Raw genomic sequence first — 14837 nt, 5'->3', positions numbered from 1 at the left:
CCCCGACTGCCTCTCTCGCGCTGTCGTCCACTTCCTCACTCGCTCACCACGAACCCCAAGGTGATCACTCATGACCTCGTACGCACCGCTCGCCGTCGCCACCCCCGCCACCGCGCCCGACACCGACCCCGGCACCGACCCGGCCGGGGCCGCGCCGCCGTCGCCCGGCCCGCACGAGGCCCCGCAACTCGACGTCGCCGAAGCGCTGTTGACCCTGCTGCGCGACACCACCACGGAAGCGCGCGCCGACATCCAGCTGGAGGCCCTGGCGCTGGCCGTGGCGGCCGACCTGCCCGTGCTGCTCTGGGGCCTGCCCGGCATCGGCAAGACGGCGGCCCTCACCCAGCTCGCCGCCACCCTCGACCTCCCGCTGACCACGGTCATCGCCAGCGTGCACGAGCCCTCCGACTTCTCCGGGCTGCCCGTCGTCGGCGACGACCCGGCGGAGCAGGGCGTCCCGATGGCGCCGCCGGACTGGGCCGTCCGTCTCGTGCGGGCGGGCCGGGGGCTGCTGTTCCTCGACGAGCTGTCCACCGCGCCGCCCGCCGTCCAGGCGGCCCTGCTCCGGCTCGTCCTGGAGCGGCGCGTCGGAGCGCTGCGCCTCCCGCCCGGCGTGCGGATCGTCGCCGCCGCCAACCCGCGCTCCTCCGCCGCCGACGGCTGGGAGCTGAGCCCCCCGTTGGCGAACCGCTTCGTCCACCTCCAGTGGACCCACGACCAGGACGTCGTCGTCCGCGGCCTCGGCGGCGTCTGGCCCCGCGCCACGCTCCCCCGGCTCGTCCCGGAGAAACTGCCGGAGTCCGTGGACTTCGCCCGCCGCGCGGTGTGCGGGCTCCTCGCCGCGCGTCCGGCGCTCGTCCACCGGATGCCCACCACCGAGACGGGGCGCGGCGGAGCCTGGCCGTCGCCCCGGAGCTGGGAGACGACCCTGACCCTGATCGCCTTCGCGACCGCCGCCGGTGTCTCCCGCGAGGTGCTCTCCCTGCTGGTCAGGGGCACGGTGGGGGACGGCCCGGGCCTGGAGCTGCTGGCGAGCCTGGACCGGATGGACCTCCCCGACCCGGAGCTGCTGCTCGCCGACCCGGCGTCCGCCGAACTGCCCGAGCGCGGCGATCTGCGCCAGGCCACGCTGGACGGGGTGGTGGACGCGGTCCGCAACCGGCCGGAGCGTTCCCGCTGGGACGCGGCGTGGGCGCTGCTGGTCCGGGCCCTGGAGACCGGGGCCCCGGACCTGGTGGTCGTCCCCGCGACCACGCTCGCCTCGCTGCGCCGGGAGGACTGGGACGTGCCGGCGTCGATCGAGCAGCTCGCCGGGGTGGTCGCGCTGTCCCGGCGGGCCGACGAGGCGGTGGCCCGCGCCAAGGACGCCACCGCGAAGGCGCCCCGATGAGCGCGCCCGAAGCGGGGGAACTGGACCTCGACAAGCTCTACGCGGCCCGGCTGCACGCCGCCCGCGTCCGGCCGTATCTGGCGACGGCCCTCTTCGCGCTGCACGTCGTGGCGTCGCGCCGGGTGCCGACGATGGCCGTCGACCGGCACTGGCGGTGCTACGCCTCGCCGGGCTTCGTGGCCGGGACACCGGTCGAGGAACTGGCGGGCGTCTGGGTGCACGAGGTGTCCCACCTGCTGCGCGACCATCACGGGCGCAGCGACCGGGTGGCGCGCGAACGCGGGCTGACGGCCCCCGGCGACCGGCTGCGGATGAACATCGCCGCGGACTTCGAGATCAACGACGACATCTTCGGCGACGGGCTGGTCGGTCCCGAGGGCTTGGTGCGGCCGGGACACCTGTTGCTGCCCGAGGGGCTGCTCATGGAGGACTACCTGCGGCAGTTCCGGCTCGGGCCGCGGACCCAGGACTGGGCCTGGCTGGACTGCGGCAGCGGCGCGGACGGCGACGAGCGGGAGTGGGACCTGGGACCGGACGGCGCGAACGGCCTGAGCCCGCAGCAGCAGGACGCCGTGCGGTTCCGGGTGGCGCAGGGCATCGCGGGACGGCCCGGGACGGCGCCGCGGGGCTGGCGGCGCTGGGCGGAGGAGGCGTTCCACCCGCCGCAGCCGTGGCGGGAGCTGCTCGGAGCGGCGATCCGCTCGGCGGTCTCCGGCAGCGGCGCCGGCGACGACTACAGCTACGGCCGGCCGTCGCGGCGGTCGGCCGGGATCCCCGGCGTCGTCCTGCCCGCTCTGCGGCGCAGACCGCCCCGGGTCGCCGTCGTCATCGACACGTCCGGCTCCGTCAGCGACGCCGAACTGGGCGGCGCACTGCTGGAGGTCGCCGCGATCTCGCGCGCCGTGGGCGGTCGGCGCGATCTGGTCACCGTGCTGCCGTGCGACGCGGCGGCCCGGGTCGCGCACCCGCTGTGCCGGGCCGAGGGCATCCCGCTGCTCGGCGGCGGTGGCACGGATCTGCGGACGGGTTTCGCCCGGGCGCTGCGGCTGCAGCCACGACCGGAGGTGATGGTGGTGCTGACCGACGGGCAGACGCCGTGGCCGGACGCGCCGCCGCCGTGCCGGACCGTGGTGGGTCTCTTCCCCCGGCCGCTGTCCGCCGGCTCCTGGGACGAGGACGACCCGGACTACGAACCGGACACGCCGCCCGACTGGGCACGGGTGGTGACCCTCGGATGACTCCGCGGGACGAACCCGCCCGGAGGGGCCATGCCCGGGGCGCCGCGGTCGGGCCCGGCGGCCGTGGAGGGCCTTCCTCCGGTGCATCGGCGTCCACCCTGGGACACTGGACCTGGGGACGGGGCACCACCGGAACCGATCTCAGGGGCCGCCATGTCCGATGTACCGGGCTTCTCCGCCGAGGCGCCCGTCCGGGTGTTCCTCGTGGACGACCACGAGGTGGTCCGCCGCGGCCTGCGCGACCTGCTCGATGCCGAGCCGGACCTGACCGTGGTCGGCGAGGCGGCGACGGCCGGGCAGGCTCTCGCCCGGGGGCCGGCGCTCCGGCCGGACGTGGCGATCCTGGACGTACGCCTTCCGGACGGTGACGGCGTCTCCGTGTGCCGCGAGCTGCGGTCCCGGATGCCGGAGCTGGCCTGCCTGATGCTCACGTCCTTCGACGACGAGGAGGCCCTGCTCGACGCGATCATGGCCGGTGCCGCCGGCTACGTCCTCAAGCAGATCAGGGGCTCCGACCTGGTAGCGGCCGTCCGGACGGTGGCGACGGGCCAGTCGATGCTCGACCCGGCGACGACGGCCCGGCTCATGCACTCGCTCCGGGACCCGGAGCCGGCGGGCCCGCCGGAGGACCGACGGCTCGCGGTCCTCACGGAGCGGGAGCGGGACGTGCTGGACCTGATCGGGGAGGGTCTGACCAACCGCCGGATCGCCGAGCGCCTCTACCTGTCGGAGAAGACTGTCAAGAACCACATCTCGCGCCTCCTCGGCAAGCTCGGGGTCGAGCGCCGGGTCCAGGCGGCGGTCATCGCGGCCCAGGCGCGCGAGCACGAGGAGCAGGCGCGCTGACGTCCGCGCGCGGACGGCCCCGAGCCGACGCACCGCGGGCTCGTCGGTCTCTGCGGCTCTGCGGGCTCGTCTGACTCGTCGGGCTCTGCGGGCTCGTCGGTCTCTGCGGCCCGGATGTCCTTCCGGTGAGGTCGGGCGGCGTGCAAGAGCCTCACGGAGGACGGCCGGCGCCGCGTCCCCGCGGCCTCCGGGCGCCGAACCGGGCCTGGTCGGTCCCCGCCGGGGGGCCGTTCGGCCCTCGTGCGTGAGAGCGGACGGGCGGAGCGTGAGGGGAGGAGGCACCGGGGCGCGGGCCGGCCCGCCGGAACCCGGCTCCCCACCACCGACCGCCCCACCGCATCCCTCCGGAGCGCGGCGGTCCCGGACAGACAGGACGATCCCGTGGGCACCGACGCACTCGACCCGGAGACCGTGACCTCGCTGGTCGAGGACGCCGTCACGGCGCCCTCGATGCACAACGCGCAGCCGTGGCGCTTCGTCCACCGGCCGGGCACCGACACGATCCGGCTGAACGGCGACCCCGAGCGGGCCATGCCCCGGGGCGACCCCCGCCACCGCGCCCTCCATCTCGGGTGCGGCGCAGCCCTGTTCGGCCTCCGGGTGGCCGCCGCCTGGCGGGGATGGGACACCACCACGCGGCTGCTGCCCGACCCGGCGGATCCCTGGCACTTCGCGGACGTCCGCGTGCACCGCGGCTCCGACGCCCTTCTGGATCGCGACCGTGAACTCGCCACGCTGCAGCCGATACTGCGCCGCCGGCACACCAGCCGATTCCCGTACGGCGACGAGCCGGTCCCCGCCCCGGTCCTCGGCGCCCTGCGGGCCGCGGCGCTGCTGGAGGGGTGCCGGCTGGTCGTGCCGGGGCCGTGGCACACCGACGCCGTCCTCGGTCTGGTGCAGGACTCCGCGCTGTTCGAGGCGGCCGACTCCACCGTCCGGCGGGAGATCGCCGCGTGGACCCGCACCGGCGCGCCGGGAGAGGACTCGGCCGGCGACGGTGTCCCGGCCTACGCCTTCGGGCCCCGGCAGTTCGGCGTGAGCGCCCCCGTCCGGGATTTCGACTCGCCGCGCCGGGTCGCGGACCGCGGTGCCGCCGTCTTCGAGAAGCACCCCCAGATCCTGCTGCTCGGTACGGAGGAGGACCGGCCCGCCGACTGGCTGCGGGCGGGGCAGGCGATGCACCGCGTCCTGCTGCAGGCCACGCTCGACGGCCTCGCCACCTCCCCGATCTCGCAGCCGCTGGAGTGGGCCGAACTGCGCCGGGTGGCCCGCGACCCGGTCGCGGTGACGGGCAGCGTCCAGATGATCCTCCGGATCGGCTACGGCCCTCCCGGCCCCGCCACACCCCGTCGTCCGGTCTCCGACGTACTCGACCTCGACTGAATCCCGCCCGTCACGGGGGTGGTCCCGGGGGGCGGCGCCGGTCCACGGCACCGTCCGGGCGCCCGCCCTCCGCCGGCGCCTCCGCTCAGGACACCGACGGCGGGGGCGGCGGCAGCCGGAACCACCGCTCCTCGCCGGCCGCCACCGTGACCCGCCGCTCCCCCGGCAGGGTCACCACGACGGGCCCGCGGAGCGAGTCCGGCACGGAGATCCCCAGGCGGCCGGGACGCATCCGCAGACGCAGTCCGCCGTGGCCGCGGAAGCAGAGGGTGGCGGAGAGCCGGGGGATCTCGGGCAGCGCGATCGGTGCCACCCGCAGGCCGTCGGCGTCCGCGTCGAGGCCGGTGATGCCGCGCTCCACGAGGTCGAGGGTCCCCGCCATGGCCCCCAGGTGGATCCCCTCCCCGGTCGTGCCGCCCTGCACGTCGGCGACGTCGCCGAGCAGGGCCTCCTCGCAGTACCGCCAGGCCGCCGGCCCCTGCTGCCGCGCGAGGACCCACCCGTGCACCAGGCTGCTCAGCGTCGACCCGTGGCAGGTCCGGTCGAGGTAGTAGGAGACGGTCGCCCGCCACAGTTCGTCGTCCAGCCGATGGCCCAGCCGTGCGAAGAGGTCCCGGAGCGGGGCGGGGCGGAAGAGGTGGCCCAGCATGAGGACGTCGGCCTGCTTCGACGCCTGGTAGCGGTTGACGGTGTCGCCCTCGGCCTCCAGGATCCGGTCCAGCCGCCGGATGTCGGCGTAGCGGGAGCGGTACGACGCCCAGTCCAGCTCCGCGAGTTCGCCGTAGCCCTCGAACTGGCTGACGACGCCCCGGTGGAACGGCACGTACATGCGCCGGCTGACGTCCTGCCAGCGGTCGAGGGCCGCGGCGTCGAGCCGGAGCCGTTCCGCCAGCTCCGCGCGGCGCGCGGCGGGCAGTTCGCCGAGCAGGTCCAGGGCCCGGGCGAGCACCCAGGCGGCCGTGACGTTGGTGTACGCGTTGTCGTCGATGCCGGGCTCGGTCGCGTCCGGGTAGCCGTCGTGGTACTCGTCCGGCCCGACGACGCCCCGGATCCGGTACCGGGCGCGGTCCGGGTCGAAGGTCGCCACGCTCGCCCAGAAGCGTGCGACCTCCAGCAGGATCTCCGCGCCGGGACCGTGCAGGAACCCCACGTCGCCGGTCGACCGGCCGTAGCGCCACACGTTGAGCGCGATCGCCGAACCGACGTGCCGCTGGAGCCGGGAGTGGTCGGGGAGCCAGCGCCCCGAGCGGGGGTTCAGGTGCAGGGACTGCGTCTCCTCCCGACCCGAACTCCCGCTCTGCCAGGGATACATCGCCCCTTCCGCGCCGGCGCGCGCGGCGGCGTCCCGGGCGGCGGGGAGCCGTCGGTGGCGGTACAGGAGCAGCGCCCGCGCCACGTCCGGGAAGTGCAGGGTGACATGGGGCAGGACGAAGAGCTCGTCCCAGAAGACGTGACCCCGGTACGCCTCCCCGTGCAGGCCCCGGGCGGGGACCCCGACGTCGAGGTCCGCCGTGTGGGGGGACAGGGTCTGCAGGACGTGGAACTGGTGCAGGCGCAGAATCCGCCCCGCCTCGCCGGGCACGTCCAGCTCCGCCTGGCTCCAGAGCCGCCGCCAGGCCGCGACGTGGGAGGCGAGCAGTCCGGGGAAGTCGGGCGCCCGGCCGAGTTCGTCGAGGGCCGCCGTCGGCGGATCGCCGGCGGGGCGGTCCAGCGAGGTGGTCAGGGCGGCCGTCTTGGTGACGGTCGCCGGGTGCCGGGAGGAGAGCGGCACCCGGAAGGTCTGCACGGTCCCGGTCCGGTGCGCCGCCTCCCGCGCGGGGCAGTCGGGCCGGGTGTCGGTGCGTACGGCCAGGCCCACGCCGATGCCGGACGAGGCGGTGCGGCAGGCGAGCAGGGCCACGCCGTCCGGCTCGAACCCCGCCCGGTGGCCGGTCAGATGGCGTCCGTCGAGGTCGCCGTAGCGCGCCACGCCCGCGTTGGTGACGTCGCCGTCGATCCGGGACTCGACCTCGACGGCGCCGCTCCATCCGTAGGCCACGAACACGGACCGCTGGGCGGCCAGGCAGGGCGTGCCCATGTGCACGATCCGGGTGTGGGTGACGCCCAGGCGGCGGCCGCCGGCGTCCTCGTGGAACAGGCGCCGGGTCAGCACGCCCGTGCGCAGGTCGAGCAGCACGCGGTGATGGCGCAGGCCGGGTCCGTCGGGGGTGAGCCAGGCGCCGGGCGGGCCGTCGTCGGGCAGGCAGCGGTAGCGCAGCCGGGTCCAGTCCGGCAGGTTGACCAGGTCCTCGTTCTCGACCCGGTGGCCGGCGACGGCGGAGGTGAGGCGGTCGTAGCAGCCGGCGGCGTACGTGCCGGGGTAGTGCACCGCGTCGGCCGAGGTCTCGGGTGCGGATCCGCGGGTGGCGAACCGGCCGTTGCCGAGTGTGCACAACGTCTCGACCAGGCGTTCCTTCGTGGCGTCGTACGCGCCGTACTCCCAGGTCCACGGGGCGCCGGTCATGCCGCGCCACCGCCCAGGCGCGCGGCCAGCGCGGTGAGGTCCGGGACGACCAGGCCGGCGCCGTGCCGGCGCAGAGCGTCCGCCGTGCCGGGAGCCGCCCGCCGGTCCACGCCGACGACCAGGGCGAATCCGCCCCGGCGGCCGGCTTGCACGCCGGCGAGGGCGTCCTCCACGACCGCGGCCCGGTCCGGAGGCGTGCCCAGGCGGTGGGCCGCGGCCAGGAACAGGGCGGGGTCGGGTTTCCCGGGGAGTCCGAGCCGGGCAGCGTCCGTGCCGTCCAGCACCGTGTCGAGCAGGAGGTCGAGCCCGGCGGCGGCGAGCAGCGGCCGGGCGTGCCGGGAGGCGGAGACCGCGGCCAGCGGCAGGGAGGCGTCGCGCAGGGCGCGCAGGGCCGGGGCGACGTCGGAGTAGACGCGCACCGCCGTGTCGCGGAGGGTCGCGGCCATGGCCCGTTCCTTCGCGGCCGCGACCGCCCAGACGGTGGCGCAGCCGGGCGGGTCGTCGGGGGTGCCGGCCGGCAGGGCGACGCCCCGCGCCCGAAGGAAGTCACGGGCCCCGTCGAAGCGGGACTTCCCGTCGACGAGGGCGGTGTACTCGTCGGTCTCGTCGAAGGCGGGCTGCCCGGTGCCGAACGCGCCCGCGGTCAGGCAGGCGTCGAAGGCCCGCTTCCACGCGGCGGCGTGCAGGACGGCCGAGTCCAGCAGGACTCCGTCGGTGTCGAAGAGCACCGCCCGCACCTCGGGTACCACTTCTCGCAGCCCCATCCGCATCACCACCCGTGCTTCCAGCGTTCCGCGAACGGGCCGCGGCGCAACCGGACGGGCTGCGCCGTTCCGGGAACGTCCTGGGGGCGTGGTCGCCCGTCCCGGGGCCCGGGGGTCCCGCCGGTGCCGGGCCGGCCCGTCACGGCCGTGCGGGGGCTTCCGGCGGGGTGGGCGCGGTGAGTTCGGTGCCGATGTGGTGGGCCCATTCCTGGATCCGCTCGGGGTTGCGGAAGTCCCCGCCCTTGCCGGAACGGACCATGGACCGGGCGAACACGCCGGGCGTCTCGTCCGTGAGGGCGCCGCCGAAGGTCATGTGCTCGCGGGCGCCGAGGCGCTTGATCCGCCGGGCCACTCCGGGGGCGGGCCGGATGTCGTGCTCCTCCGCCGACCGGTCCACCGGACCGCTGCTGAACAGCCAGAGCGGCCGGTGCCTGAGCTGGTCGGCGTTGCGCCGGGCGCAGCGGCGCGCCGCGCCGTTCCACATCCCGGCGTACAGCGCGCCGCCGAGGACGACGCCGTCGTAGCCGCTGACGTCGGTCACGTCGGCGGCGGACAGGACGACCGCGTCGAGGCCGTCGGCACGCAGGGTCCGGCCGATCTCGTCGGCGATCCCGGCGGTCGCGCCGTGCTTGCTGCCGTAGGCGACGAGTACGCGTTTCGGGTTCATCGCTGCGCTCCTTCGCTCGGACCGGGCGCCTCGGCCGGCGTCGTCGTGTCTCCACCGTCGCGCGCGTACCGGCCCGGACCGAGTGCCGGCCGGGGCCGTGCGACCGGGCCGAACGGGCCCGCGTCCGGGGCCGGCCGGCCCGTGCCCCGGTCCGGCGAAGGCCCTGTCGTCCCGGCGCGCGCACCGAGGCGTACCCGTACGCCCGGCAGGCGCGCGCGTACGCCCGGTCCCGCGCGCTCAGTCCTCGGCGTCCTCCGCCCGTACGTCGGGGTGCCGGGGTACGACGGCGACGGGGCAGGCGGCGTGGTGGAGGGCGCGGTGGGCGATGCGGCCGAGTTCGAGACCGATGAGGCCGCTGCGGCGCTTGGCGCCGACGACCAGGAGGTCCGCGTCGGTCGAGCGTTCCACGAGGAGGCGGCGGGCGGGACCCTCGCCGGTGGTCCGACGCACGCGCACCTCCGGGTGGGCGCGCGTCATCGGGCCGAGGACCTCGTCGAGGAGCTCGGCGGCGCGCCCGTCGAAGTACGGGCTCGCCCCGCCGGCCATCAGCGGATGGTGGACCGGGTCGCGGACCGAGCGTCGCCAGGCGTGCGCGACCTCCAGCTCGCACCCCCGTGCCGCCGCCTCGCGGAAGGCGAAACGCAGGGCCGGCCGGTCCCCCTCGTCGCCGCCGACGCCCAGCAGGACGCGCTCGTGGCGGCTGTCCAGCGCGGAGGGTTCACCACGCACGACGACCACCGGACAGTGGGCGCGGGCCGCCACGAGGAGGCTGACCGAGCCGAGGAGCAGTCCCGCCATTCCCCCGCCGCCGCGGGATCCCACGACGAGGGCCGACGCGGTCGTCCCCTCGTCGAGGAGGGCGCTCGACGCGTCCTCGGCGACGATGCCGGTGTCGACGCGCAGCTCCGGGGCGCGGCGCCGGGCCCTTTCGAGTGCGGCGGCGGTGATGTTCTCGGCCAGGACCTGGCCCGGGGGCCGTTCCTCTCCGGGGCCCGCGACGCCCTCGTACCGCTCCCACAGCGAGGCGTGGACGATGCGCAGGGGGAGGCCGTGGCGTACGGCCTCGTCCACCGCCCAGTCCACCGCCGTGAGGCTGTTCTCGGAACCGTCGATTCCTACGACGAGAGGCGACTCCATGGCCTCCACCGCCTTTCAGGGACCGCGCCGGGAGTCGCGGGCGCCGTCGTCCGCGTGCCCGAGGGGACGGCAGGAGGAAGGGCCCCATCCGCTTCTCGCGGATCCTGATCGCGCGGTGCGCGACGGGTCGCCGCTCCTCCGCGTCCTCGTGCCGGGTCCTTCCTCCTCTTCAGGGAAACACTCCTCCTCACCGGGCGCGAGGCCAGGCGGGCCTTCCGGACCGGGCCCCGCGCCCGAGGGCGGAGGCGAGGCCCACTCACGCGAGGAGTCGCCGGGGGAACTCGGCTCGGCCCGACCGAACGCCGGGGTGAGCCACCGTCCGAAGTCCGGCGGCCGCCCCACCTGCCGCTCCCGGCGACCTCGCGGCCCCCGTCGGCGCCCGCGGCGTCAGCCGATCAGGGCCTGGGTGATCTGGCGGGTCGTCTGCGCGGCGACCCTCGGGCTGGTGGCCGCGTAGGCCGTGTACGCGTTCAGCCCGGTGGTCAGCGCCCAGGCCCGGCCCCGGGTCCAGGTGGCGTCGTCGACGCCGAGGGCCTCCCGGAAGACGGCGCGGGTGCCGGCCGACATGAGGGTGAAGGCGATCACCAGGTCGCACGCCGGGTCGCCGATGCCCAGCCCGCCGAAGTCGATGACGGCGCTCAGGCGGCCTTCGACCGTCAGCAGGTTGCCGGTGTGGAAGTCACCGTGGAACCAGACGGGCGGGCGGCCCCATCCGGGCGCGCGCAGGCCGGACTCCCACAGCTCGGCCAGGGCCGCCGTGTCGAACACGCCGTCGACGCGGGCGATGGCGGCCCGGGTCCCCCGGTCGCGGTCGGCGAGCGGACGGCCGGAGAGGGACCCGCCGGCCCGGGCCGACGCGCCCTCGGGGGTGAGGCCCTGCAGCCCCTCGGGGGTGAGGCCCTGCAGCGCGGTCAGGAACCCCGCCAGCCCGACGGCCGAGGCGCGGCAGTCCGCCAGGGCCTCGACCGTGGCCACCTCGCCCGCCAGCCAGCGGGATACCGACCAGGGCCACGGGTAGCCGAAGGCGGGTTCGCCCACCGCCACCGGTTCCGGCACCGCCAGGGGAAGGCGCGGGGCGAGCCGGGGCAGCCACTCGTACTCCTTGCCGGCCTGCTCCGTCGCCCCGGAGTGACGCGGCAGCCGGACCGCTAGCTCGTCCCCGAGGCGGTAGATCACGTGGTCCGACCCGGCCGGGTCGACCGGCTCCAGGGGCAGCCCGGCCCACTGCGGGAACTGCGCGGTGATCAGGCGGCGGGCCAGCGCCGCGTCGATCGGCGGCCGGGATGCGGTGAGCTGCTCGGTCGCCACGTGTACGGCTCCAACGGTAGGCAGGGGCCCGCTCGCGGGCGTACGGGTCCATCACAGGCGGTGGGGCCCCGCTTGTCGATCGCATTTCCCGGCGCGTCGCCCCCGTAGTGCCGGACGACGCCCGGGTGTGCTCCGGCACGCGGGGCCGCGCCCGCGCGCCCGACCGCCGGCGCCGCCCGTACACCGTCGCCCGGTCAGGCGGGCTTGCGGGCGTGGATGAGGAAGCGGGTCGTGTGGGCGACGAACGGGCCCTCGGCGCGGATCCGTTCGTCCAGGTCCCGCAGTCGGTCCAGATGTCCGTCCACGGTGAAGCCGGGCACCATCCAGATCACCTTGCGCAGGAAGTAGACCACGGCGCCGATGTCGAAGAACTCGGTGCGCAGCCGCTCCGATCGCAGGTCGACGACCTCCAGCCCGGCGGCCTCGGCGCCGGCCACCGCGTCGTCGGGGTGCCGCGACCGGCGCACCTCCTCGGGCTGCGGGCCGAGGAAGTACTCGACGAGTTCGAACACGCTGGCCGGTCCGACCTGTTGGGAGACGTACCGGCCACCGGGCGCGAGCACCCGGGCGATCTCGTTCCACCACACGGTGACCGGGTGCCGGCTCGTGACCAGGTCGAAGGCGGCGTCGGCGAACGGCAACGGCGGCTCGTCCGCGTCGGCGACGACCACGGCGCCGCGCGGGTGGAGCAGCGCCGTGGCCTTGGCGAGGTTCGGCGGCCAGGACTCGGTGGCCACCACCGTCGGAGGCAGCACGGGGGCACCGGCCAGGACCTCGCCACCGCCGGTCTGGATGTCGAGCGCGGCCTTCGCCCCGGCCAGGTGCTCGGCCATCACCCGCTGGTAGCCCCAGGACGGGCGCTGCTCGGTGGCCCGGCCGTCGAGCCAGGAGAAGTCCCAGCCCTCGACCGAGACCGACGCGGCCTCCTCGACGAGGTCCTCGAATGAGCGTTCCACGGTTGCGTCTCTCCCTGCCCGCTCGCCGGCCCGGCACCGTGCCGGCCCCCGACGGATCAGGATGCCTCGACCGCGGCCTTGATGCGTCGGCCGAAGGCGGGGGCGTCCTTGCGGGCGGCGCTCAGCGCGAAGCCGACGAGCAGCTTGCCCAGGCCGTGGCCCTCCAGGACGTTGTGGATGCGGACCCGGGTTCCGCCGTTCGGCAACGGTTCCAGGTCGTAACCACCCTGAGCGGCCGTCACCATGTTCTTGGACACCTCGGCCCAGCGCAGTGAGCGCGGCGGCTCGAAGGCGGTGATGCGGAACTCGCGCGCGGTCTTCATGCCGGCGTCCTTGACCGTGCTGCGGAAGATCGTGCCGACCGCCGTCGGCGATGCGGGGATCCGCTCGATCCGCTGCACGCGGGGGCTGAACTTCGGATCGTTGCGTCCGTCGGCGAGGTAGGCGAACACCTCGTCGATGGGGCGGTCGACATCGACCGTCGCCTCGAACTGTCCGGACATGGCCACTCCTCATCGCTCGGAGCACGGGAAGATCCACAGATCGTTCCAGACGGGCCGGGGCTCCGGCAGCAGACGCACCGGCGGCACGCTCCCCCCGCCCCCGAAGGAACGCGGGAGCGGGGAGGAACGCGGCAGCCGGGAGCCGGGTGCGGGAGCCGGAAGGGCGCACGGCCGGTACGCCCGACGCCCGACGCCCGGCGGGCGCGGCGATCAAGGACCGGGGCGTGGTTGTCGGGCTGCTCGTCGGCCGCCTGCCGTTCCCGTCTCCGCCCGCCCGTCTCAGGCCACGGAGGCCCGCCGGGGATCGACGGGGTCGATCGCGTGCTCGTCGAAACGGACTTCGAGTGCCTCGAGTCCCCGCTCCCGACGGTAGTCCTTCTCCGCCGCGGTGATCGGCAGCAGCCACAGGATCCGGGCATGGGCCCCGCCCTCCCACTCGCAGACCTCGAAGTCGGGTCCGAAGGGATACGGCAGGCTCACCAGGTAGTGGTCGCAGTCGGAGTCGTCGAGCCACGGCCGGCCGATGGGAACGGTGTGTCCGACGTCGAGTCGCTGGTGCGTCGGTCCGCAGTGGTAGTACGCGTTGACGGTGACGCTCTCCAGGTTGATCCATTCGTCGCGCGGTGCCGCGAGGAAGAACTCCGTGCCATGGCCGTCGTGCTGGGTCGCCTCCCAGCAGCCCGACGTCACATACAGCCACCAGTCGCCGGGACGGGCGGGATGAATCCGGAACACCCGGAATCCGGGCACGCGGTCCTCGATGGGGCCGGGCACACCGGGGACCTCGTCGATGACGCGACCCGGGAGGATCCGACGGAGGTGATCGAGGAGGGCGGTGCGTGCTGCGGTGTCCGGCATCCGATCATGATGCACGAGGCCGCCGCAGCCCGTCAGCCGGGTCGGCACCTGCCTGACCCGCAAGATCCAGGACGCCCCGGGACGTCACTGGAAGCTCAGCCGATGCGGGTGGTCCGGGTCCGCCGGGCAGGTGTGGACGCGCAGGAGACCGCGCCCGAGGCGGACGCCGACCGGGTCGATCACCCGCGGATCGTCGGCGGCGTCGCGGTCCTCGACCGGGATCCAGCTGTGCGAAGCACCGTCGCATTCCACTCCGGCGACGGTGAGCAGCGGCGGCATCGGCGACCCGCACGAGGCGCAGTCGACGGGGGCGGGGTCGGTCAGATGCCAGGAGGCGAAGCCGCCGACCTTCCAGCCCGGGGCGATCGAGAGGTCGCTCATGTAGTCGACGGTCTCGGGTTCCGCGGCGCGGGCGGCGGCCATGGACGCCTCGTACTCCTCGTAGGTCGCATAGCTCACGAGGGCGTCGGAGTCCCCGGCGTCGTATCCCTCGCCGTCGTCATCGTCATCGTCGAGGCTCTCCTCCCACGCGTCGATCGCGTCCTGGAGCTCCTCGTCGAGCAGCCCGAGGTACTCGTACTCGACGACCTGCTCCGGGTGGACGACACAGGCGTTGGGAACGCACTCCTCGCGGCCGACGACCTGCGGTTCGGGCTGCGGCGCGAGGACCGCGCCGACGTCCGCGGATCGCCGCCACACCAGCCGGACGTCGATCGTGCGATGCGGACCGTGCGCCTCGAACGGGCACCAGAGCACCTGGAGCAGGTCGTGACCCTCGGGACCGACGAGGTCCGGGACGTCCCGGGTGCGGAGCTGGGCGACGGCCAGCAGAGGCACGGGGTCGTCGTCCCGCAGCTCGGGGGCGTGCCGGCCGCGGGTCGTGCCCTCCAGGAGTCGCAGCTCCTGCGGGGTGAGCGCCCGTCCGCGCGCCTCGTCGTGGACGCGGCGGCCCAGCCGGACGTCGGACAGCCGATGGCCCTTGCCTCTGGGGTGCACGGCCGTGCACACCGGCCAGGCCTCGTCGGCCGGCCAGAGCAGCGGCCCGCCTACCGAACTCTCGTCCGCCTTCGGCGTACCCGGGCGGGGATGCAGCCGCGTCGCTGTCCGACGTCCGGCTGGGCCGCCGCGTCCACGACGAGGCGCGCGGACGGGCGCTCACCCCGCAGGAGCTGCGACTCCTGGAGGGCACGACCCGCGGCCGGCACGCCCCCGAGCTGCGGGACGACGACCCCGTGCCTCTGCTGGCCGTCGCCCAGCTCCGCACCCGGGACGTCCCGGACCTCG

At 75.5% G+C, this 14837-nt stretch carries 14 protein-coding genes; 4 read left to right on the top strand and 10 right to left on the bottom strand.

Annotated features, from left to right (window positions below):
• Positions 1 to 70: 70 nt before the first annotated feature.
• The 4 genes from EAO71_RS06540 to EAO71_RS06525 all read left to right on the top strand — a co-directional run bounded on the left by EAO71_RS06540 (position 71) and on the right by EAO71_RS06525 (position 4857).
• Positions 71 to 1390 (top strand): AAA family ATPase, encoded by a 1320-nt coding sequence (locus tag EAO71_RS06540; RefSeq protein ID WP_147976837.1) that lies wholly within the window; start codon positions 71 to 73, stop codon positions 1388 to 1390.
• The gene (locus EAO71_RS06535) at positions 1387 to 2628 is read left to right on the top strand and encodes a vWA domain-containing protein (RefSeq protein WP_147976836.1); all 1242 of its coding nucleotides are present in this window, start codon (positions 1387 to 1389) and stop codon (positions 2626 to 2628) included. The genes EAO71_RS06540 and EAO71_RS06535 overlap by 4 nt, the downstream gene beginning before the upstream one ends.
• Before the next feature lie 153 nt (positions 2629 to 2781).
• Positions 2782 to 3474, top strand: a complete 693-nt coding sequence (locus EAO71_RS06530; protein ID WP_147976835.1) for a response regulator — start codon at positions 2782 to 2784, stop codon at positions 3472 to 3474.
• Between the two features lie 381 nt (positions 3475 to 3855).
• Entirely contained in the window at positions 3856 to 4857 is a 1002-nt protein-coding gene (locus tag EAO71_RS06525; protein ID WP_147976834.1) for an Acg family FMN-binding oxidoreductase, read from the top strand.
• Positions 4858 to 4942: 85 nt separating this feature from the next.
• On the opposite strand, the gene EAO71_RS06520 is transcribed toward EAO71_RS06525, so the two are convergent.
• From EAO71_RS06520 to EAO71_RS38180, 10 genes are all read right to left on the bottom strand, one after another.
• A complete protein-coding gene (locus EAO71_RS06520; RefSeq protein WP_147976833.1) occupies positions 4943 to 7360 on the bottom strand; it encodes a glycoside hydrolase family 65 protein in 2418 nt (805 codons plus the stop codon).
• Positions 7357 to 8130, bottom strand: coding sequence for an HAD family hydrolase (locus tag EAO71_RS06515; protein WP_147976839.1), 774 nt, complete (start codon positions 8128 to 8130; stop codon positions 7357 to 7359). Before EAO71_RS06515 ends, EAO71_RS06520 begins: the two co-directional genes overlap by 4 nt.
• 133 nt (positions 8131 to 8263) lie before the next feature.
• Positions 8264 to 8791 (bottom strand): flavodoxin domain-containing protein, encoded by a 528-nt coding sequence (locus EAO71_RS06510; RefSeq protein ID WP_147976832.1) that lies wholly within the window; start codon positions 8789 to 8791, stop codon positions 8264 to 8266.
• 237 nt (positions 8792 to 9028) lie between these two features.
• The gene (locus EAO71_RS06505; protein WP_147976831.1) at positions 9029 to 9928 is read right to left on the bottom strand and encodes a universal stress protein; all 900 of its coding nucleotides are present in this window, start codon (positions 9926 to 9928) and stop codon (positions 9029 to 9031) included.
• Positions 9929 to 10315: 387 nt separating this feature from the next.
• Positions 10316 to 11236, bottom strand: a complete 921-nt coding sequence (locus EAO71_RS06500; protein WP_147976830.1) for an aminoglycoside phosphotransferase family protein — start codon at positions 11234 to 11236, stop codon at positions 10316 to 10318.
• A gap of 194 nt (positions 11237 to 11430) precedes the next feature.
• Positions 11431 to 12192 carry a class I SAM-dependent methyltransferase gene (locus tag EAO71_RS06495; protein ID WP_147976829.1) on the bottom strand — a complete coding sequence of 254 codons (762 nt, stop codon included), beginning with the start codon at positions 12190 to 12192 and terminating at the stop codon, positions 11431 to 11433.
• Between the two features lie 56 nt (positions 12193 to 12248).
• Positions 12249 to 12695, bottom strand: coding sequence for an SRPBCC family protein (locus tag EAO71_RS06490; protein WP_147976828.1), 447 nt, complete (start codon positions 12693 to 12695; stop codon positions 12249 to 12251).
• A gap of 279 nt (positions 12696 to 12974) precedes the next feature.
• Positions 12975 to 13553 (bottom strand): suppressor of fused domain protein, encoded by a 579-nt coding sequence (locus EAO71_RS06485; RefSeq protein WP_147976827.1) that lies wholly within the window; start codon positions 13551 to 13553, stop codon positions 12975 to 12977.
• An 84-nt stretch (positions 13554 to 13637) separates the two neighbouring features.
• Positions 13638 to 14645 (bottom strand): hypothetical protein, encoded by a 1008-nt coding sequence (locus EAO71_RS06480; RefSeq protein WP_147976826.1) that lies wholly within the window; start codon positions 14643 to 14645, stop codon positions 13638 to 13640.
• Positions 14600 to 14837 (bottom strand): hypothetical protein (locus EAO71_RS38180; RefSeq protein WP_222723548.1); only part of this gene is annotated, 238 nt, incomplete at its 5' end. The genes EAO71_RS06480 and EAO71_RS38180, both read right to left, overlap by 46 nt.

The organism is Streptomyces sp. MS191, assembly GCF_008042125.1.
Taxonomy (GTDB): Bacteria; Actinomycetota; Actinomycetes; order Streptomycetales; family Streptomycetaceae; genus Streptomyces.
This window is presented reverse-complemented; position numbering and strand designations above follow the sequence as displayed.

Excerpts from the sequence above, each read along its gene's own strand:
- EAO71_RS06540 (WP_147976837.1), top strand. The coding sequence starts at position 71 with ATGACCTCGTACGCACCGCTCGCCGTCGCCACCCCCGCCACCGCGCCC.
- EAO71_RS06535 (WP_147976836.1), top strand. The coding sequence starts at position 1,387 with ATGAGCGCGCCCGAAGCGGGGGAACTGGACCTCGACAAGCTCTACGCG.
- EAO71_RS06530 (WP_147976835.1), top strand. The coding sequence starts at position 2,782 with ATGTCCGATGTACCGGGCTTCTCCGCCGAGGCGCCCGTCCGGGTGTTC.
- EAO71_RS06520 (WP_147976833.1), bottom strand. The coding sequence starts at position 7,360 with ATGACCGGCGCCCCGTGGACCTGGGAGTACGGCGCGTACGACGCCACG.
- EAO71_RS06515 (WP_147976839.1), bottom strand. The coding sequence starts at position 8,130 with ATGCGGATGGGGCTGCGAGAAGTGGTACCCGAGGTGCGGGCGGTGCTC.
- EAO71_RS06510 (WP_147976832.1), bottom strand. The coding sequence starts at position 8,791 with ATGAACCCGAAACGCGTACTCGTCGCCTACGGCAGCAAGCACGGCGCG.
- EAO71_RS06505 (WP_147976831.1), bottom strand. The coding sequence starts at position 9,928 with ATGGAGTCGCCTCTCGTCGTAGGAATCGACGGTTCCGAGAACAGCCTC.
- EAO71_RS06490 (WP_147976828.1), bottom strand. The coding sequence starts at position 12,695 with ATGTCCGGACAGTTCGAGGCGACGGTCGATGTCGACCGCCCCATCGAC.
- EAO71_RS06485 (WP_147976827.1), bottom strand. The coding sequence starts at position 13,553 with ATGCCGGACACCGCAGCACGCACCGCCCTCCTCGATCACCTCCGTCGG.